At 72.7% G+C, this 19,692-nt stretch carries 17 protein-coding genes; 4 read left to right on the top strand and 13 right to left on the bottom strand.

The window, feature by feature from the left end; translation table 11 throughout:
- Positions 1-26: 26 nt before the first annotated feature.
- The 7 genes from pheT to infC form a co-directional block, all read right to left on the bottom strand.
- Entirely contained in the window at positions 27-2,540 is a 2,514-nt protein-coding gene (gene pheT / locus ACFWBB_RS11660) for a phenylalanine--tRNA ligase subunit beta (protein WP_385269643.1), read from the bottom strand.
- Positions 2,540-3,661, bottom strand: a complete 1,122-nt coding sequence (gene pheS, locus ACFWBB_RS11655; protein WP_356254873.1) for a phenylalanine--tRNA ligase subunit alpha — start codon at positions 3,659-3,661, stop codon at positions 2,540-2,542. The genes pheT and pheS overlap by 1 nt, the downstream gene beginning before the upstream one ends.
- 151 nt (positions 3,662-3,812) lie before the next feature.
- Positions 3,813-4,952, bottom strand: a complete 1,140-nt coding sequence (locus ACFWBB_RS11650) for an ATP-binding protein (RefSeq protein WP_385269640.1) — start codon at positions 4,950-4,952, stop codon at positions 3,813-3,815.
- 53 nt (positions 4,953-5,005) lie between these two features.
- Complete coding sequence (locus ACFWBB_RS11645) at positions 5,006-5,866, bottom strand: TrmH family RNA methyltransferase (RefSeq protein WP_385269638.1); 861 nt, start codon at positions 5,864-5,866, stop codon at positions 5,006-5,008.
- A 227-nt stretch (positions 5,867-6,093) separates the two neighbouring features.
- Positions 6,094-6,477 (bottom strand): 50S ribosomal protein L20, encoded by a 384-nt coding sequence (rplT, locus tag ACFWBB_RS11640; protein ID WP_319094073.1) that lies wholly within the window; start codon positions 6,475-6,477, stop codon positions 6,094-6,096.
- A 96-nt stretch (positions 6,478-6,573) separates the two neighbouring features.
- Positions 6,574-6,768 (bottom strand): 50S ribosomal protein L35, encoded by a 195-nt coding sequence (gene rpmI, locus ACFWBB_RS11635; protein ID WP_006607578.1) that lies wholly within the window; start codon positions 6,766-6,768, stop codon positions 6,574-6,576.
- Between the two features lie 107 nt (positions 6,769-6,875).
- Complete coding sequence (gene infC, locus ACFWBB_RS11630; protein ID WP_385269651.1) at positions 6,876-7,625, bottom strand: translation initiation factor IF-3; 750 nt, start codon at positions 7,623-7,625, stop codon at positions 6,876-6,878.
- Between the two features lie 373 nt (positions 7,626-7,998).
- On the opposite strand from infC, the gene ACFWBB_RS11625 reads away from it, so the two are divergent.
- Complete coding sequence (locus ACFWBB_RS11625) at positions 7,999-8,376, top strand: DUF1844 domain-containing protein (RefSeq protein ID WP_385269635.1); 378 nt, start codon at positions 7,999-8,001, stop codon at positions 8,374-8,376.
- A gap of 34 nt (positions 8,377-8,410) precedes the next feature.
- On the opposite strand, the gene ACFWBB_RS11620 is transcribed toward ACFWBB_RS11625, so the two are convergent.
- Positions 8,411-9,142 carry an SseB family protein gene (locus ACFWBB_RS11620; RefSeq protein WP_385269633.1) on the bottom strand — a complete coding sequence of 244 codons (732 nt, stop codon included), beginning with the start codon at positions 9,140-9,142 and terminating at the stop codon, positions 8,411-8,413.
- A 151-nt stretch (positions 9,143-9,293) separates the two neighbouring features.
- Between ACFWBB_RS11620 and ACFWBB_RS11615 the strand changes: the two genes are divergently transcribed.
- Positions 9,294-10,322: a serine hydrolase gene (locus ACFWBB_RS11615; protein ID WP_385269631.1), complete on the top strand. Its 1,029-nt coding sequence runs from the start codon at positions 9,294-9,296 to the stop codon at positions 10,320-10,322.
- A 34-nt stretch (positions 10,323-10,356) separates the two neighbouring features.
- Here ACFWBB_RS11615 and mycP read toward each other — a convergent pair whose 3' ends face one another.
- Positions 10,357-11,568 (bottom strand): type VII secretion-associated serine protease mycosin, encoded by a 1,212-nt coding sequence (gene mycP / locus ACFWBB_RS11610; RefSeq protein ID WP_385269629.1) that lies wholly within the window; start codon positions 11,566-11,568, stop codon positions 10,357-10,359.
- Complete coding sequence (locus tag ACFWBB_RS11605) at positions 11,565-13,229, bottom strand: hypothetical protein (RefSeq protein WP_385269627.1); 1,665 nt, start codon at positions 13,227-13,229, stop codon at positions 11,565-11,567. The genes mycP and ACFWBB_RS11605 overlap by 4 nt, the downstream gene beginning before the upstream one ends.
- A gap of 736 nt (positions 13,230-13,965) precedes the next feature.
- On the opposite strand from ACFWBB_RS11605, the gene ACFWBB_RS11600 reads away from it, so the two are divergent.
- The gene (locus ACFWBB_RS11600; protein ID WP_385269625.1) at positions 13,966-15,168 is read left to right on the top strand and encodes an amino acid deaminase/aldolase; all 1,203 of its coding nucleotides are present in this window, start codon (positions 13,966-13,968) and stop codon (positions 15,166-15,168) included.
- Positions 15,169-15,201: 33 nt separating this feature from the next.
- On the opposite strand, the gene ACFWBB_RS11595 is transcribed toward ACFWBB_RS11600, so the two are convergent.
- The 3 genes from ACFWBB_RS11595 to ACFWBB_RS11585 are packed head-to-tail and all read right to left on the bottom strand — an operon-like array spanning position 15,202 to position 18,820.
- Positions 15,202-15,993: a 3-oxoacyl-ACP reductase gene (locus ACFWBB_RS11595; protein ID WP_351762399.1), complete on the bottom strand. Its 792-nt coding sequence runs from the start codon at positions 15,991-15,993 to the stop codon at positions 15,202-15,204.
- Complete coding sequence (locus ACFWBB_RS11590) at positions 15,990-17,384, bottom strand: aldehyde dehydrogenase family protein (protein ID WP_385269623.1); 1,395 nt, start codon at positions 17,382-17,384, stop codon at positions 15,990-15,992. Before ACFWBB_RS11590 ends, ACFWBB_RS11595 begins: the two co-directional genes overlap by 4 nt.
- Positions 17,385-17,437: 53 nt before the next feature.
- The gene (locus tag ACFWBB_RS11585) at positions 17,438-18,820 is read right to left on the bottom strand and encodes a glutamine synthetase family protein (protein WP_385269621.1); all 1,383 of its coding nucleotides are present in this window, start codon (positions 18,818-18,820) and stop codon (positions 17,438-17,440) included.
- A gap of 105 nt (positions 18,821-18,925) precedes the next feature.
- Between ACFWBB_RS11585 and ACFWBB_RS11580 the strand changes: the two genes are divergently transcribed.
- Positions 18,926-19,660, top strand: coding sequence for a FadR/GntR family transcriptional regulator (locus ACFWBB_RS11580; protein WP_385269619.1), 735 nt, complete (start codon positions 18,926-18,928; stop codon positions 19,658-19,660).
- The last annotated feature ends 32 nt before the right edge of the window (positions 19,661-19,692 follow it).

The following is a 19,692-nucleotide window of genomic DNA, read 5'->3' as shown; positions in this document are numbered from 1 at the left end:
TCCCCCGGGGGAAGGGGCGCCCCGCGTCAGCCGCGCAGTACCGCTCCCGTGCGCTCGCCCGCCAGGGCGACCGCCGCGTCCCGCGCGGCCGACGCCTCGTCGACGGTCAGCGTCCGGTCACCCGCGCGGAAGCGCAGCGCGTACGCGAGCGACTTCCGCCCGTCACCGAGCTGCTCCGCGTTCTCGTACACGTCGAACAGCCGGATCCCCTCCAGCAGTTCACCGGCGCCCTCGCGCAGCGCGGCCTCGACGTCGGCGTGCGGCACGAACGTGTCGACGACGAGGGCGACGTCCTGCGTGGCCACCGGGAACGCCGAGATGCTCGGCGCCCGGGGCGTGTCGTCGCCGACCTGCTCCAGGACGTCCAGGTCCAGCTCCATCGCGGAGGTACGCGAGGGCAGGCCCAGTGCCTTCAGCACCCGCGGATGCAGCTCGCCGGCGTGGCCCACGACGCGCTCGGCGCCGTCGACGACGACCACCAGCTCGGCGCACCGGCCCGGATGCCACGGCCCGTACTGGCCGCTGCGGACGACCAGTTCGGCCCCGGCCTCGCGGGCGACGGCACGCGCCGCCTCGACCGCGTCGGCCCAGTCCGCCGGACGGCCCCTGCCCCACCAGCCGGCCTGCTCGCGGGCGCCCGCGAGGACGGTGGCGACATGGCGCGGCTGCGCGGGCAGCACGGCGTCCAGCGACGCGAGCTCCTCGTCCGTGGGCCGGCGGTCGACGGGCAGGTGCCCGGCGACGCGCTGCTCCTCCTGCGGGAGGAACACCAGTCCGGTCTCGAAGAGCGCCAGATCGTGCGAGCCCCGGCCGTCGTTGCGCCGCAGGGCGGCCAGCAGGCCCGGCAGCAGCGACGTACGGAGCGCGGGCTCCTCGTCGTTGAGCGGGTTGGTGAGCTTCACGACACGGCGGGCCGGGTCGTCGGCGTCCAGGCCGAGCTGGTCGAAGACCTGCTCGCCGATGAACGGGTAGTTCGGCGCCTCGACATAGCCGGCACCGGCCAGTGCCCGGCCGACGCGGCGGTGCAGGCGCTGGCGGTGGGTGAGGCCGCGGCCGGAGGGCGGCTTGGGCAGCGTGGAGGGCAGGTTCTCGTAGCCCTCCAGCCGGATGACCTCCTCCGCGAGGTCGTTGACCTCGGCGAGGTCGGGCCGCCAGGACGGGACGGTGACGATCAGCTCGTCCTGCCCGTACACGTCGCAGCCGATCTCCTGGAGGCGGCGGACCACGGTCTCCCGGCCGTACTCCACCCCCGCGACCTTGTCCGGGTGGTTCGCCGGGACGCTGATCGAGTGCGGGGCGGACGGGGCGATGATCTCCGTGACGCCCGCGTCGGCCGTACCGCCCGCGAGCAGCACCAGCAGGTCGACCGTGCGCTGCGCGGCGGCCGCCGCGGCCTGCGGGTCGACACCCCGCTCGAAGCGCTTGGACGCCTCGGAGGACAGCTTGTGCCGGCGGGCCGTGCGCGCGATCGACACCGCGTTGAAGTGGGCGGCCTCGATGACCACGTCGGTCGTCAGGCTTCCCGCGGCGTCGTGGTCGGCGATCTCGGTGTTGGCGCCGCCCATGACACCGGCGAGGCCGATGGGGCCGCGATCGTCGGTGATCACCAGGTCCTCGGCGTGCAGCTCGCGCGTCACCCCGTCGAGGGTGACGATCCGCTCGCCCTCCCCGGCCCTGCGTACGCCGATGGTGCCCTGGACCAGCGACCGGTCGTAGGCGTGCAGCGGCTGGCCGAGCTCCATCATCACGTAGTTGGTGATGTCGACGGCGAGCGAGATCGGGCGCATGCCGACCTTCTGGAGCCGGCGCTTCAGCCAGATCGGGGAGCGCGCCTCGGGGCTCAGACCGGTGACGGTGCGGGCGGTGAAGCGGTCGCAGCCCATCGGCTCGGAGACCTGCACCGGGTAGCCGAAGGCGTTGGGCGCCGGTACGTCGATCAGCGCCGGGTCGCGCAGCGCCAGCCCGTAGGCGATGGCGGCCTCACGGGCGACACCGCGGATGGAGAGGCAGTCGCCGCGGTTGGCGGTGACGGCGATGTCGAGGAGCTCGTCGACCAGCTCGAGGAGCTCGATGGCGTCCTTGCCGACCTCGGTCTCCGGCGGCAGCACGATGATGCCCTTGGTGCCGTCGTCGCCCATGCCCAGCTCGTCGCCGGAGCAGATCATGCCGTGGGAGGTCTTGCCGTACGTCTTGCGCGCGGCGATCGCGAAGCCGCCGGGCAGGACCGCGCCCGGGAGGACCACGACGACCTTGTCGCCGACGGCGAAGTTGCGGGCGCCGCAGACGATCTCCTGGGGCTCACCGGTGCCGTTGGCGGTGCCGACGTCGACCGTGCAGAAGCGGATCGGCTTCTTGAAGCCCTCGAGCTCCTCGATGGTGAGCACCCGGCCCACGACGAGCGGGCCCTTGAGGTCGGCTCCGAGGTGCTCGACGGTCTCGACCTCGAGGCCCGCCGACACGAGCTTGGCCTGCACGTCACGGCCGGTCTCGGTGGCCGGCAGGTCGACGTACTCCCGCAGCCAGGAAAGCGGGACCCGCATCAGATCTCCATCCCGAACGGCCGGGTGAACCGGACGTCACCCTCGACCATGTCTCGCATGTCTTCGACGTTGTGGCGGAACATCAGCATCCGCTCGATGCCGAACCCGAAGGCGAACCCGCTGTACTTCTCCGGGTCGACGCCGCAGGCGGCCAGCACCTTGGGGTTGACCATGCCGCAGCCGCCGAGCTCGATCCAGCCCTCGCTGGAGCAGGTGCGGCAGGGGCGGTCGGGGTTGCCGACGGACTCGCCGCGGCAGACGTAGCACACCATGTCCATCTCGGCGGACGGCTCGGTGAAGGGGAAGAAGTTGGGCCGCAGCCGGGTCTTCATGCCCTCGCCGAACAGCGACTGGACCATGTGGTCCAGGGTGCCCTTGAGGTCGGCCATGGTCAGGCCCTCGTCCACGGCGAGCAGCTCGACCTGGTGGAAGACCGGGGTGTGCGTCGCGTCCAGCTCGTCGGTGCGGTACACGCGGCCGGGGCAGATCACGTACACCGGGAGCTCACGGCCGAGCAGCGAGCGGATCTGGACCGGCGAGGTGTGGGTGCGCAGCACGACCCCGGACTCGGTGCCGCCCTGGGGGCCCTGCACGAAGAACGTGTCGGCCTCGCCGCGGGCCGGGTGGTCCGGGCCGATGTTGAGGGCGTCGAAGTTGAACCACTCGGCCTCGACCTGCGGGCCCTCGGCGACCTCGTAGCCCATGGCCACGAAGACGTCCTCGATGCGCTCCGACAGCGTGGTGAGCGGGTGGCGGGCGCCGGCCGGCACGCGGTCGTACGGCAGCGTGACGTCCACCGCCTCCTCGACCAGCACGCGCTGGTCGCGCTCGGCCTCCAGCTCCTCCTGGCGGGCGGCGAGTGCCTTGTTCACGGCGCCCCGTGCCTGACCGACCAGCTTGCCGGCGGCCGCCTTGGCATGCGGGGGCAGCGCGCCGATCTCGCGGTTGGCCAGGGCCAGCGGGGAGGTGCCGCCGGTGTGGGCGACCTTGGCCTCCTGGAGGGCGTCGAGGGAGTCCGCGGCGGCGAAGGCGGCGAGCGCCCCGTCCCGCATGCGCTCGATCTCTTCCGGTTTCAAGGCCTCGACCTCTACCGGGTCGTACGACTTATTCGGTGCCGACATCTCTTCCCGTGCTTCCGGTTGGCTGGCTGAAGGTCCCCGTCACCGACTCACGCAGAGGTCAGAGGGCCGTCCATGGGACACAAGGGTGCCAAAGGCCGAGTCTAACGGGGTGGAGGTGTACCCATGCGCCCGCGGGCCGTCCGGCCGGTTCTCAGGTGAGATAGGCCGGGAGGCTCACGGGCAACGTAAATCGGAACTCGGCGCCGCCGCCGGGGGCGCGGCCGACCGTGATGACGCCCCCGTGGGCTTCGACGATGCCCTTGACGATGTACAGCCCGAGGCCCGTGCCGCCGCGCTTGCTGCCCCGCCAGAAGCGGGTGAAGACGCGGTTCATGGACTCCTCCGGGATGCCTGCGCCCTCGTCGCTCACGGTGACCGATGTGCCGGTTTCCTCCCCCTCACGGGGGGAAGCGGCGGGCGTGACGTCAATGGTGACGGTTCCCTCGCCGTGGCGCACCGCATTTTCGAGGAGGTTGCTGAGGACCTGGTCGACCTTGTCGGGGTCGGCCCACAGGGCGGGCAGCGGCTGTTCGAGGCGCAGCAGGAACCGGTCGGCGGGCTGTCCGGCGGCGACGTAGGCCTGGATGTGCCGTCCCACGGCCGCGCCCATGTCGACGGGCTGGCGGCGCACCTCCAGCCGTCCCGAGTCGATGCGCGAGATGTCGAGCAGCTCGGCGATGAGGCGGGTGACCCGGTCCGCGTCGGCGTCGACGGTCTCCAGCATCAGCCGCTTCTGGTCGTCGGTGAACCGCGACCACTTGGCGAGCAGGGTGGCGGTGAAGCCCTTGACCGAGGTGAGGGGCGAGCGCAGTTCGTGGGCGACGACGGCGATCAGCTCGGCGTGGCTGCGTTCGGTGCGGCGGCGGGCCTCGGTGTCGCGGACCGAGACGACGACCCGGCGGACGGGCCCGGTGGGTTCGGTACGGACGTACCGCACCGAGACGAGCACCTCGCGCCCGCCCGGCAGCAGCAGGTTGCGCTCGGGCTGGCCGACCCGGATGGCGAGGCCGCCGTAGGGGTCGGTCAGCTGCCACCAGCGGCGGCCTTCGAGGTCCTCCAGCGGCAGGGCTTTGTCGAGCCGCTGTCCCAGGGCGTCCTGGGCGCGGACGGCGGTGATGCGCTGGGCGGCGGCGTTGAAACACACGACGCGTCCGTGCTCGTCGGCGACCACGAGCCCGTCGGGCAGGTCGTCGGGGTCGATGCCGAGGCCGGCGAGGTCACCGGCCGGCCGGGGCGCGGAGCCGTCGGGCGCGACCCGCGCGTCCCGTGTACCGCTGATGCCGACGCTCATTCCCCGTACCCCACCTCTCAGACGACTGAGGGGCCCCCGAGCTGGTCACCCTACTAGCTCTCGGTGACGGAGCGGCACCCTCCGGAGGCACGCTGTGCACGGGCCGATGCATAGAGACATACGGCGGCGGCGGTCGCGAGGTTCAGGCTCTCGGCCTTCCCGTGGATCGGGACCCGTACGACGGCGTCCGCGAGGTCCCGCGTCTCCTCGGGGAGCCCCCAGGCCTCGTTCCCGAACACCCACGCCGTGGGGCCGCCCATCGTCGCGTTGTCCAGCTCGTCGTCGAGGTCGTCGTCCCCCGCGCCGTCGGCGGCGAGGATCCGCACCCCGGCGTCCTTCAGCCCGGCCACGGCCCTCTCGACGGGGACCCCGACCGCCACGGGGAGGTGGAAGAGGGAGCCGACGGAGGCGCGGACGGCCTTGGGGTTGTAGAGGTCGACGGAGGCGTCGGTCAGTACGACGGCGTCGGCGCCCGCGGCGTCCGCGCACCGCAGGACGGTGCCGGCGTTGCCGGGGTCGCGCACATGGGCCAGGACGGCGACGAGCTTCGGCCGGGCGGCGAGGATCTCCTCGAACGGCGTGTCGAGGAACCGACAGATCCCGACGAGCCCCTGCGGGGTGACGGTGGTGGAGACTTCCTCGATGACCTGCTCGGCGGCGAGGTGCACCCGGGCACCGGCGGCGCGGGCCTCGCCGATGATGTCGGCGTACCGCTCCGCGGCCTCGACGGTGGCGAACAGCTCCACCAGGGTCGCCTCGCCACCGGCCCGGTGAGCGGCCGCCTCCCGCACGGCCTGCGGCCCCTCCGCGAGGAACAGCCGGTCCTTCCCCCGGAAGTTCCGCCTGGCGAGTCGCCGGGCGGCGGCGACGCGGGGGGAACGGGGGGAGATCGGCTCGGGGCTGGCGGGGGGCATGTCTGGTTCACCTTCGGTATCTGTACGGCCGGCTCGGCAGCGGGGGCGACCACAGCCCCCGAGGGGCGCGGGGCGGTATCGATGTGCGGCTCCGCCGCGCGGGCGCGACCGGCCACGGACGGCCGGCACCCTGACGACGGCCTCGATGGGCGTCAGCAGCAAAGGACCCGCAGGCTTCCGCAGCCTGCGGGTCCTCCAAGTCACATCGGCTCGACGCCGGCGTGGCGTCACGCAGCCTTGGGCGCGTTCACGTCCGCCGGGAGGGCCTTCTGCGCGACCTCGACCAGCGCGGCGAACGCGGTGGCGTCGTTCACGGCCAGCTCGGCGAGGATCTTGCGGTCGACCTCGATGTTCGCGGCGTTCAGACCCTGGATGAAGCGGTTGTACGTGATGCCGTTGGCGCGGGCAGCGGCGTTGATGCGCTGGATCCACAGTCGACGGAAGTCGCCCTTGCGCTTCTTGCGGTCGTTGTAGTTGTAGACCAGGGAGTGGGTGACCTGCTCCTTGGCCTTGCGGTACAGGCGCGAACGCTGACCGCGGTAACCCTTGGCGGCCTCGAGGATCGCCCGGCGCTTCTTGTGGGCGTTGACTGCCCGCTTGACGCGTGCCACTTGTTTAACTCCTTGTAGCGGGGCCGTGGTGGGACTCACACGACCCGGAATCGATGGGTCCCGGTCTGAGATCAGGCGCGCCTCACGCGCCCGACGTCACTTGCCGAGAAGCTTCTTGATCTTCGCGGCGTCGCCCGGGGCCATCTCGGCGTTGCCGGTGAGGCGACGCGTCACGCGGGACGACTTGTGCTCGAGCAGGTGGCGCTTGCCGGCGCGCTCACGGAGCACCTTGCCGGAGCCGGTGATCTTGAAGCGCTTGCTGGCACCGCTGTGCGTCTTGTTCTTCGGCATAGCGCCGTTATCTCCTCGTCGGTGGCGTTCCGGTGCCCGGTCGTGAAACCGGGCACGGTGGAACGTCGCTGGTATCGGTTACGTCCTCGGGACTCGCGTCCCGCGGATCACGCCTCGGCGGAAGCCTCGGCAGGGGCCTCGGCGTCAGCCTCGACCTCGACGTCGGCCTCGAGGTCGTCCTCGCCCTCGGCCTCGGTCTCGAAGTCACCCTCGGTGTTCACGGCGTCGGCGTCCGCGGCGTTCTGCGAACGGCCCGGATTGGCCTTCGCCTCGGCCTTGCGGGCTTCCTGCGCCTGGCGCGCCTCGGCCATGGCCTCGGTCTTCTTCTTGTGCGGGCCGAGAACCATGATCATGTTCCGGCCGTCCTGCTTCGGGTTCGACTCGATGAAGCCGAGGTCCTCGACGTCCGACGCGAGACGCTGCAGCAGTCGGTAGCCGAGTTCCGGCCTGGACTGCTCGCGACCACGGAACATGATCGTGATCTTGACCTTGTCGCCCTGCTTGAGGAACCGGACGACGTGACCCTTTTTGGTGTCGTAGTCGTGCGGGTCGATCTTCGGCCGGAGCTTCATTTCCTTGATGACCGTGTGCGCCTGGTTCTTGCGCGCCTCACGGGCCTTCATGGCCGACTCGTACTTGAACTTCCCGTAGTCCATGAGCTTGCAGACCGGCGGGCGAGCGCTCGCCGCCACCTCGACCAGGTCGAGGTCGTACTCCTGCGCAAGCTCCAGGGCCTTGGCCAGCGGCACGATGCCGACCTGCTCGCCACTGGGACCGACAAGTCGCACTTCGGGAACGCGAATCCGGTCGTTGATGCGGGGCTCAGTGCTGATGGATCCTCCTTGGTAGCACCACACGGCGGTCTGGCGGACGGCCGCGTAACGTCTGTGTTCGGTAGTCTTGACAACCACGCCGAAGCACAAAAAATGCCCCGAACGATCACATGCGGGGCTCCAAGCACTACCGGAGCACCGCCGCGAGGATCGCGGGGCGCACTACCGGGCGACTCCATCGTCCGTACGGAACGATGGTGGCCGCCTGACCGGGGTGACCCGCCATCCCTGGGGACGGTCGGGTGGGAGTTCGGAGCCTCCACTTGTGGGCCGGATCCGCTTGCTGAGGGGCACGCGTGTCCGACCGGTCGTTACACGAGATTACCAGCCGACGCCAGTAACGGCCAATCGAGCCTCGGTACGAGGTCCGGGCCGGCCTGCGCCTATCGTGTGGGGCATGAGTGAGACCTCCCCCGCCGGCTCCGCCGAGGCCCCCGGCACCCCCGACTTCGACGACATGACCCGCGACATCGCGGAGGTCCCCGCCGTCGAGGTGATCGTGACGGTCGCCGTCAACCTGATGAGCGCCGCCGCCGTGAAGCTGGGGCTCACCGAGGAGGGCGAGAAGTACAAGGACCTCGACGAGGCCCGCAAGCTGATCCACGCCCTGGCCGGCCTGCTGGACGGCAGCGCGACCGAGATCAGTTCCTTCCACGCGGCACCGCTGCGCGACGGTCTGAAGTCGCTCCAGCTGGCGTTCCGCGAGGCGTCCCTCGTCCCGGACGAGCCGGGCCAGGGCCCGGGCGAGAAGTACACGGGCCCGATCTACGGCTGAGCCGGGGTTTCGGCTGTTCAGCTCTCCGGCTGACTCAGCTCTTCACGTACAGGGGCTCGCCCGGAGGCGTCGTCCCGGCCGGCAGCAGTGCCAGGTCGAGGCCGCGCACCAGGCGGGCCCTCAGTGTTTCGTCGGCGGCGAGACGCCGGGCCACCGCCCGGGCGGTCTCGGCGGGGACGGCGGCCGGGTCGAGGACGAGGGCGAGGGTGCCGTCTGCCTGCCCCGGCCCGAGGTGTGCGCTGAGCACCTCCGGCTCGGCGGCCACCGCGGCCCGCACCGCCGCGACCACGGCCGGGTCGGCCAGCGGGTCGGCCGACGTACGGCCCTCGGCGAGCGCCAGCAGCGCCGGTCCCGTCAGTTCGAAGGCCACCGGTCCGGCCAGGTCGAGGACGACCGTGTCCGCCTTCTCGTGGGCGGCGGCCTGCAGCGCCTGGTGCAGGGGTACGGCGACCGGACGGGCCTCGGGGTCCCAGCGGGCGAGAGCGTCCGTGGAGGTGAACGCGGGCAGCGCGGTGCGGGCCCCCGCCTTCAGCGTGGGGACGGCCATGTCGCTGGTCTTCTCGCGGCGCAGGCCCTTCTCGTCCTCCTCCACCTCGCCCAGCACGGCCACCACGGGAACGAGCAGCCGGGCGCCCTTGAGGGCCGCCAGAACCGGGCCCACGGCCGTGCGGTCCTCGGCCCAGGATGCGAGCGCCGCGCTCAGCCGGGGGTCGGCGGAGCCGTCGTCGTCGGAGAAGCCGGAGTCGGGAATGTTCTTGTTCGCCACGGTCGTCGACCCTATCGGGGGGATGCTGCCGGGCTTGTGCGGGGCCCGAAACACCGTGGTGACGCCTTTCACGGGATTCTCAGACATCCCTGACGTACCTCTAACCTCCGTCTAACGGCCTGCACAGTCGCCGGGTCGAGCATCGACGGTCATGGAGTCCTCCAGAGCACGTCGCAGCCGCGCTCGCATCCCCCGGCGCCGTCCGCTCCTCCGCACCGCGCTCACGACGGTCGCCGTCCTGGGTGCCACGGCGGGCGGGACCGTCTATGTGAGGGCCCAGGCGGGCCCGGGCACGGGAGCCGTATCGTCGTCCTCCGTGACGTCGTCGGCGTCGGTGTCCGGTCCGGGGAACGGGAAGGTGTCGGTGGAGTCGGTGGCGGCGCCCGAGAAGGACTACGACACGCTGCTGGCGTCGGCGCTGAGGTCGGTGGCCGTGCCGGGCGACGCGGCCGTGGCCGCGGCCGTTCTCGACCTGGACTCGGGCGCCGGCGCCGCGTACGGCGGTGCGGCCTTCGACACGGCGAGCATCGTCAAGGTGGACATCCTGGCGACGCTGCTGCTCCAGGCGCAGGACGCGGGCCGGTATCTCACGGCGGCGGAGAAGACGTACGCCACCGCGATGATCGAGAACAGTGACAACGACTCGGCGTCGGCGCTGTGGCGGATCATCGGCGGGGCGAAGGGGCTCGACGCCGCGAACGAGCGGTTCGGACTGACCGGCACTTCGGGCGGCGACGACATGCTGTGGGGCCTGACGCAGACCACGGCCGCCGATCAGCTCACCCTGCTCCGGCAGGTCTTCGGCGACGAATCCGAGCTGAGCGAGGCAGCACGGACGTACGTCCAGGGTCTGATGGGACAGATAGCCGCCGACCAGCGCTGGGGGGTGTCGGCGGCGGCCGACGGCTCGTCGTGGGCGCTGAAGAACGGCTGGCTGGCGCGCAGCACGACCGGGCTGTGGGACATCAACAGCATCGGCCGGGTGACCGTGGCCGGGCACGACTGTCTGGTGGCCGTGCTGTCCGACGGCAACGCGACACAGGCGGCCGGCATCTCGCTGGTGGAGCAGGTGGCAAAGGCGGCGGTGTCGGCGTTCCGGGGCGACGGTGCTTCGGCGTCGTCATCCGCGTCCGCGTCGTCATCTCCGTCGGCGTCCGCCTCGTCGGCCGCCGACGAATAGCCGTCCGCGTCCCCCCGGGGGCCCGGCGCGGGTGTCAGAGGGTCTCGTAGGTCTCGTGCGTCTCGTGCCGGTCGCGCTCGCGGCGGCCGCGCCACAGCACGACCGCCGTCACCAGCAGCACTCCCCCGGCGCCGCCCGCGAGCAGGCCCGCCCCGCTCGACGTGCCGTCGTCCGCCTTCGGCCTGTCCGGGCCCGAGCCGAAGTACCGCTCGCCGTAGGCCGCCGACTGCAGGCCCTCCGGTCTGAGGTCGGCGGCGGCCTTGATCGCGGCGGCCGGGTCGATGAAGCCGTAACCCCGGGAGTCGTCACGGCCGCCGGTGGGGGCGTTGCGGGCGGTGTCCTCCAGGAGCTTCTTGATCTGGGCCGGAGTGAGGCCCGGGTGGGCGCCCTTGACGAGGGCCACCGCGCCCGAGACGAAGGCGGAAGCCGCGCTGGTCCCCCATCCCTCGTAGTACTTGTGGTCCGGGTCGGCGATGACGACGTCGACGCCGGGCGCGCTGACCGTGGCGTACCAGCGGCGGGTGGAGAAGGAGGCGCGGGTGCCGTAGCGGTCGACGGCGGTCGCGGCGATGACGCCCGGGTAGGCGGCCGGGTAGGAGATGTGGTCGCCCTTCTCCCCGCCGTTGCCGGCCGAGGCGACGACGACCGAGCCCTTCTTCAGCGCGTACTGGACGGCCTCGTCCTCGGCGGGTTCGGGGTGGGCTGAGGCGGAGTCGTCGCCGAGGGAGAGGTTGATGATGTCGGCGCCCTGGTCGGCGGCCCAGCGGATGCCTTCGGCGAGGGCGTTGCCACGGGTGTTGCGGGCCTTGGTGCGCTGCGGGTCGCCGTCCTCCAGGATCACCCGGACGGGCAGGATCTTCGCCTCCGGGGCGATGCCGAGCACGCCGTCCGCGTTGCCGTAGCCGTGGCCGTGACCGGCGATGATGCCGGCCATCGCGGTGCCGTGGCGGGCCCACGCGCGGTCACCGGGCCCGGCCCCGAAGCCGACCATGTCCTTGCCGGTGAGCACATTGCCGGTGAGGTCGGGATGATCGGCCTCGACGCCGGTGTCCAGGACGGCGACGGTGATGCCCGCGCCCTTGGTGCTCTGCCAGGCCTCCTGGGTGTGCAGGGCCTCCAGGGCCCACTGCTTGGCGCGGATGCCGTCGGCGTACGCGGTGGAGGGCGGCACGAGGGCGACGGTGGCGGCGAGGAGACAGCACACGATCCCGGCCCGGCGGGTCGTACGGGTCGTACGGGTGCTCATGAGGGCTGCTCCGAGGGCGTGACGACGGTCTTGCGCAGGCCGCGCTCGATGCGGTCGGCGAGGCCCTGGGCCTCGTTGCCGAGGCCGGCCTGGGCGGGGGCCGTGGTGGCGCCGGTCGCGGTGGCCGCCGGGGCGGGCTGCGGGGTGTCGACCACGCGGCCGTCGGCCCAGCCGGAGACGGCGTAGACGACGACGGGCGCGTCGGTGAGGACGGAGACCGTCCACGCGGCACGCTGTTTGTCGCCGAAGGCGGCGGCGACGGTGCCCTTCGCGGCGTACGGCCTGGGCATCAGGTCGGTCCGCCCGGCCAGCCCCTCCTTCGTGAAGCGGGTGTCGAGCGCGCCCATGGTGGCCGCGTCGGCCGTGGTGAACAGCAGGCCGACGGTGGTCACGTAGCTCTGGGTGGCGTCGGTGTAGGTGGCGCGCAGGAGCCGCCGGCAGCCGACCGGGGCGAGGGCCTTGAGGAGCAGAGGGTCGAAGGCGGCGGCGCAGCCGGTGTCCGGGGCGACGGCTATCCGCGTCCAGGTGCGGTCGGCGCCGCCTGGGCCCGCGCCCTGTCCGTCGACCGTGGGCGGGAACAGCTGATCGACCGGCACGTTGTGCCACAGGTCGCCCGCGGTGGCGTAGGTGCTGCGCTCGGTGGCGTCCGCCGAGTCTCCGACCAGCCAACTGCCGGTGACCGCACCGCCGATGAGTCCCATCCCGAGGACGACACAGGCGGCGGCCACGGCGACGTGTCCCCGCCTGCCGAACGTACGGGGAGTGTCCCGGTACCTCTCGGGCCGGGCGAACGTCACAACGGGCCGGGTGGCACCGGGGGTGCCGCCCGGACTCAGGGGAGCGCTCCAGGAGAGGGCCGGATCGGGGCCGCGCGCCCCGTCCGGGGCAGCGTCGGGCCGCCGTGGAACCTCCGGCGCGGGGGCCGAGGGGGCCATGGGCGGCATCGGCGGCGCGAGCGGCACGGCGAACTCGGGCTGCCGCACGGCCGCCCCTGGGCTCCAGGCCGGCCCGTCGTCCGCCGCAGCCGGGACCGTCTGGGAGCGGCTGCGCCACCCGCCGCCCCCGGCACCTTCCGCCTCCGCCCCGGCCTCCGTCTCCTGCAGGCTCCGCCCGGGCGCGGGCACCCAACTGCGGGGCAACGGCGACCAGACACTGCCGGACTCGGGCGAGGCGGCCCCCGCCGGGCCCACGGGACGGGAGAAAACCCCCGAGCCGTCGGAACCGGCGGGGCGTGAGGAGCCGTCGCCCTCGACGGGACGGGGTGCGGGCGTACCGGCGCGGGAGGCGGCCCCGCCCGGGGCGGCGGGGCGGGAGACGTCCGAGGGGGTGGCGCGGGATGCCGCGCCGCCGGAGCCCGCGGCGCGGGAGGCGTCGCCCTCGGCGGGACGGGAAGCAGCCGTGCCGGCCCCGGGGGCCGCGCCGCCGGAGCCTGCGGGGCGGGAGCCGTCCGAGGCCGTGGAGCGCGCGTTCGACGTGGTGGGGCGCGGGGCGCGGCGGAAGTCGTGGGGCGGGGCGGGGCGCGGGACATGCGGGGTGGCCGGGCGTTCCTCGGCGCGCGCGGGCGTTCCGGCGTCGTCACGTCGTGGGGCCGAGCCGGGGCGGGCCGGCTGCGGCGGGGTGTCCGGGAAGCGGGCCGACGCGGGCGGCGGGGGCGGGGTCATGGCGTCCGTGTGCTGAGCCCGCAGATCGGTGAAGCGGGGGGCGGTGCGGGAAATGGGGGGAACCGTGTCCGAGGAGGGGAAACCGTCCCGGGCTGCGCCCTCACCCCGGTCGGCGGACGCTCCCGCCGGACCGCCGGAAACCCGACGCCCGCCGCGCGGCTCAGCAGAGCGGGGACCCACCCCACGGGGGGCCTCCGGGTGCGGCGGACCGGCGGGTGTCCGGGGTGCGGCCTCCCGCGGGGCCGGGGCGGTGGTCGTCCGAGGAGCGAACTCCCGCGAGTCCGTGCCGCGCGGGGCCTGCGGATGCGGCGGGTCCGTGGGGGTCCGGCGGGCGGGCTCCGGGTCCGTCGGGGGCTCGGGCGGGCGGGGCGGGGCGGTGGGGCGTGGGGGGACGCCGGGGTGGGGCGGCACGTCCGGGCGCGGAGGGACCGAGGCGCGGCGTGCTTCCGTGCTCATGCACCCCCCGTTTCCTCGTCCCCGGGCCGTCGTTCTGGTAGCGGGCGGTCGGTCTTCTGCCCGGGCGGCCCGGCGCGGACTCGGTGGTCCGTCCGGGCACGCATACCCGCACGGGCGGACCGGCATCCCGACGGGGGTGCCCGGCCGGAGCCGTTCCGCCATGCGTGCGCGTCACTCTACGGCTTGTCGCCGGGCAAACGGGAACCAGTCGGCGACGCCCGGGGCATCTGCCCGGAACGTCCCCCTACCCTGCGGTAATCCAGTCTGGCAGGCTGCGTTCATGACTGCGCGCGCCGCCGACCGGGCCCGTTACGACCGGGCCACCGCCCATCTCGACGCCCCTCTCGCCCTCGTGGACCTGGACGCCTTCGACGCCAACGCCGACGACCTGGTCCGCCGGGCCGGCGGCAAGCCGATCCGCGTCGCCAGCAAGTCCGTACGCTGCCGGACGCTGCTGGAGCGCGTCCTGGCGAAGGACGGCTTCGCCGGGATCATGTCCTTCACCCTCGCCGAGTCCCTGTGGCTGGCCCGGTCGGGGTTCGAGGACATCCTGCTCGCCTACCCGTCCGCCGACCGCACCGCCTTCGCCGAGCTGGCCGCCGATCCCAAGCTCGCCGCCGCCGTCACCGTCATGGTCGACGACGTCGCCCAGCTGGACCTCATCGACGGGGCGCGCGGCGAAGGGAGCGAAGTCATCCGGGTCTGCCTGGAGTTGGACACCGCCCTGAAGCTCCTCGGCGGCCGGGTCAGGGTCGGTGCCCTGCGCTCGCCGCTGCACTCCCCCGCCCAGGTCGCCGACGTGGCGCGGGCGGTGTCCCGGCGGCCCGGTTTCAAGCTCGTGGGGATCATGGCCTACGAGGGGCACATCGCCGGGGTCGGCGACGCCGTCGCCGGACGGCCCTTCCGGTCCCGGGCCATCCGGCTGATGCAGGCCACCGCCCGGCGCGAACTCGCCGAGCGCCGCGCCGCGGTCGTGCGCGCGGTGCGGGCCGTCGTACCGGATCTGGAGTACGTCAACGGCGGCGGCACCGGAAGTGTGCAGCACACCGCGGCCGAGGACGCGGTCACGGAGATCGCGGCCGGGTCGGGACTGTACGTGCCGCGTCTGTTCGACAACTACACGTCCTTCAGCGGGCGTCCGGCCGCCCTGTTCGCCCAGCCCGTCGTCCGCCGGCCCGGGGTGGGGATCGTGACCGTCCTCGGCGGCGGGTATCCGGCGTCCGGTGCCGCGGGGCCCGACCGGCTTCCGGTGCCCTACCTGCCGGAAGGGCTGCGGTACGACCCCCAGGAGGGGCCCGGCGAGGTGCAGACGCCGCTGCTCGGCTCCCCGGCCGACGATCTGCTGATCGGCGACAAGGTGTGGTTCCGGCACGCGAAGGCCGGTGAGCTGTGCGAGCGGTTCGACGTGCTGCACCTCGTCGAGGGGGACGTGGTGACGGCGACCGTGCCGACCTACCGGGGTGAGGGGCAGACCTTCCTGTAGGCCGGCGGTGCGAGGCGCCGGGCGTCAGGCGTCCTACAGCGGGGTGACGTAGGCCCCGGAGATCCCGCCGTCCACCAGGAAGTCGCTGGCGTTGACGAACGAGGAGTCGTCGCTGGCCAGGAAGGCGACGGCGGCGGCGATCTCCTCGGCCTCGGCGAACCGGCCGACGGGGATGTGGACCAGCCGGCGGGCGGCCCGCTCCGGGTCCTTGGCGAACAGCTCCTGGAGCAGCGGGGTGTTGACCGGCCCGGGGCAGAGGGCGTTCACGCGGATGCCCTCCCGCGCGAACTGCACGCCCAGTTCGCGGGACATGGCGAGGACACCGCCCTTGGACGCCGTGTACGAGATCTGGGAGGTCGCCGCGCCCATTCGGGCCACGAACGACGCCGTGTTGATGATGGAGCCCCTGCCCTGGCGCCGCATGTAGGGGATCGCGGCCTTGCAGCACAGGTAGACGGAGGTCAGGTTGACCTCCTGGACGCGCTTCCAGGCCTCCAGACCGGTCTCCAGGATGGAGTCGTCGTCGGGCGGTGAGATACCGGCGTTGTTGAAGGCGATGTCGACGCTGCCGTAGGTGTCGTAGGCGGTCCTGAACAGTGCCTCGACCTGCTCGGGGTCGGTGACGTCGACCTTCACGAAGGTACCGCCGACCTCCTCGGCGGCGGCCTTGCCGCGGGTCTCGTCGACATCGCCGCAGACGACGTGCGCGCCCTCGGAGGCGAGCCGGCGCGCGGTGGCGAGGCCGATGCCGCTGCCGGCTCCGGTGATGACGGCGGTGCGGCCGACCAGACGGCGGCAGATGATCTCGTCAGGCGATGCGGTCACTGTGCGGGGCCCTCCGTGCTGATGAAGACGTTCTTGGTTTCGGTGAAGGCGGTCAGGGCGTCCGGACCCAGTTCACGGCCGACGCCGGACTGCTTGTAGCCGCCGAAGGGGGTCCAGTAGCGGACGCTGGAGTGGGAGTTGACGGACAGGTTCCCGGCGCGGACGGCCTGGGAGACGCGCAGCGCCCGGCCGACGTCCCGGGTCCAGACGGAGCCGGAGAGGCCGTACGGCGTGTCGTTGGCGAGCCGGATCGCGTCCGCCTCGTCGGTGAAGGGGAGCAGTACGGCTACGGGTCCGAAGATCTCCTCGCGGGCCGCGGCGGAGTCGGGCCGCTCCCCGGTGAGGACGGTCGGCGGGAACCAGAAGCCGGGCCCTTCCGGGGCGGTCCCGCGCAGCGCCCGGGCGCCGTCCGGCACGAACGACCGTACGCGGTCGACCTGCTGACGGGAGATCAGCGGCCCCATCCGGGTCGATTCGTCGGCCGGGTCGCCGACCGTCACGGCGGCCAGCTCCCGTGCCAGGTGGTCGGCCACCTCGTCGTACACGGATTCCTGGACGAGGATGCGGGTGCGGGCGCAGCAGTCCTGCCCGGAGTTGTCGAGGAAGGAGAACGGGTCGACGGCCGTCTTGAGCTCGGCGTCCGCGAAGACGATGTTGGGGCTCTTGCCGCCGAGTTCCAGGGTGACGGGCTTGACCTGCCGGGCGCAGCGCTCCATGACCTCGCGGCCAATGCGGGTGGAGCCCGTGAACACGATCTTCGCCACGTCCGGGTGGTCGACGAGCGCACGGCCCGCGACGGCGCCGTGGCCGGGCAGGACCTGGAAGAGGTGCTCCGGCAGGCCCGCCTCCAGGGCCAGTTCGGCCAGGCGCAGGGCGGTGAGCGGGGTGGTCTCGGCGGGCTTGAGGACGACGGCGTTGCCTGCCGCGAGGGCCGGGAAGGATCCCCAGGCGGCGGTCGGCATCGGGAAGTTCCAGGGGGCGATCACGCCGACCACGCCGAGCGGCTCGTGGAAGGTGATGTTCCAGCCGCCGGGTACGGGGATCTGCCGTCCCAGGAGCCGCTCCACTCCACCGGCGGCGTAGAGCAGCAGGTCGCGGGCGTTCCCGGCCTCCCAGCGGGCGTTGCCGAGGAGGTGGCCGGCCTCGCGGACCTCCAGGAGCGCCAGTTCCTCGAGGTGCGCGTCGACGACGTCGGCGAAGCGGCGCAGCAACCGGGCCCGGTCGGCCGGGGCGGCGGCCGCCCAGGCCGTGTGGGCGGCGCCCGCGCGGCCGACCGCGCGGTCCACGTCGGCCGCGTCGGCGGCCGGGACGACGGCCACGACCTCCTCGGTCGCCGGGTTGAGAACGGTCAGTTCATGCGGATGCGGGTCGGGCGCGGAAGGGCCGGACAAAGTGGGACCGGACAAGGGAGTGCCTTTCACGGGCGGGTGCATCGCGGGTTGCGTCAGAGACGTTCGAAGGAGCGGCGCAGCTCCCAGTCGGTGACCGCGGCGTCGAAGGCCTCCAGCTCGACGCGGGCCATGTTGCCGTAGTGCGCGACGACCTCCTCGCCGAACGCGGCCAGCGCGATCGGGCTGTCGGCCCAGAGCTCGGCGGCCTCGCGGAGGGTGGTCGGGACGTGCGCGTACTCGGCGGTGTAGGCGTTGCCGGGACAGGCCTCGGGCAGCTCCAGCTTCTGTTCGATGCCGTACAGCCCGGCCGCGACCAGGCCCGCGACCGCGAGGTGGGGGTTGACGTCGCCGCCGGGCAGCCGGTTCTCGAAGCGCATCGAGCGGCCGTGGCCGACGACGCGGAGCGAGCAGGTGCGGTTGTCGTGTCCCCAGGCGACGGCGGTCGGGGCGAAGGAACCCGGCTGGAACCGCTTGTAGGAGTTGATGTTGGGGGCGTAGAGGAGGGAGAAGTCACGCAGGGCGGCGAGCTGTCCGGCGAGGAAGTACCGCATCACGTCGGACATCCCCCCGTCGTGCCCACCCCCGTGCCCAGCGTCACCGGCCATGACGTTGGTGCCGTCGGCGTCGGTGAGCGAGAGGTGGATGTGGCAGGAGTTGCCCTCGCGCTCGTTGTACTTGGCCATGAAGGTCAGCGAGACGCCCTCCTGGGCGGCGATCTCCTTTGCGCCCGTCTTGTAGATCGCGTGCTGGTCGCAGGTGACCAGGGCCTCGTCGTAGCGGAAGGCGATCTCGTGCTGGCCGGGGTTGCACTCGCCCTTGGCGGACTCGACGGTGAGTCCGGCGCCGGCCATCTCGTTGCGGATGCGGCGCAGCAGCGGCTCGACCCGGCCGGTGCCGAGCACCGAGTAGTCGACGTTGTACTGGTTGACTGGGGTGAGGCCGCGGTAGTTCGCGTCCCAGGCGGCCTCGTAGCTGTCCTTGAAGACGATGAACTCCAGCTCGGTGCCGACCTGGGCGGTGAAGCCGTGCCCGGCGAGGCGCTCCAGCTGGCGGCGCAGGATCTGGCGAGGGGCGGCGACCACGGGTGAGCCGTCGTTCCAGGCCAGGTCGGCGATGAGCATGGCGGTACCGGCGTTCCAGGGCACCCGGCGCAGGGTGGACAGGTCGGGGCGCATGGCGAAGTCGCCGTAGCCGCGTTCCCAGGAGGACATGGCGTATCCGTCGACCGTGTTCATCTCGGTGTCGACGGCGAGGAGATAGTTGCAGCCCTCGGTGCCGTGCTGGAGGACCTCGTCGAGGAAGAAGCCCGCGGCGAACCGCTTGCCCTGGAGACGCCCTTGCATGTCGGGGAAGGCCAGGACGACAGTGTCGATCTCACCGCTCGCGACATGGGCGTGCAGCTCGTCGACGCTGAGCGGGGGTGTGCGGTCTGCCACGGGAAGGGCCTCCTTCGGCTTCCCCGGCTCCCTCGTCTTCTTCGGGCGGGCCGGGAGCCATAAGGTATTGCGGAGAACCATTGCTTGGGAAGGGGGCACGACCAGATGCCGGTGGACACTGACGGCGAACCGGACGACCGGCTGACGCCGGTACTGCGGCCGGTGCGGGCCGGGAACGGCTTCGAGGAGGCACTGGAGCAGATCCTCCAGGTGGTGCGACTGGGTCTGGTGCCCGGCGGCGAACGGCTTCCCGCCGAGCGGGATCTGGCCGAGCGGCTCGGGATCAGCCGGGTGACACTGCGCGAGGTGCTGAAGGTCCTCCAGGACCAGGGGCTGGTCGAGTCCCGCCGGGGCCGGTACGGCGGAACGTTCGTGCTGCCGCGTACGGACGCCGGCGGCGAGGACGAGCTGCGGCGGCGGATCGCGGAGACCGACGTCGAGGACGTGCTGCGCTTCCGCGAGGTGCTCGAGGTGGGCGCGGCGGGCCTGTGCGCCGCGCACGGCCTGACGGACGAACAGGCGCGGCGTCTGCGCGAGGCCCTGGCCCGCACGGCGGACGCCCCGCTGGCCGACTACCGCCGCCTGGACACCATGCTCCACCTCACCCTGGCCGAGCTGTGCGGCTCACCCTCGCTGACCGCGCGCTACGCGGCGGTCCGGGCCACGGTGAACGACCTGCTCGACTGCATCCCGCTCCTGGTGCGCAACCTGGAGCACTCGCAGCGCCAGCACACCGCCCTGGTGGAGGCGGTGCTGGACGGGGACGCGGACGGCGCGCGGGAGATGATGCGGGAGCACTGCGCGGGGACGGCGGCCCTGCTCAGGGGCTTCCTGACGTGAAATGGTACGCACACGATCCATTGCGGAAGCGG

It is taken from the genome of Streptomyces sp. NPDC060000 (assembly GCF_042737375.1).
Classification (GTDB): Bacteria; Actinomycetota; Actinomycetes; order Streptomycetales; family Streptomycetaceae; genus Streptomyces.
Note: the sequence above shows the minus strand (reverse complement) of the source record. Positions and strands in the feature narration are given on the sequence as shown.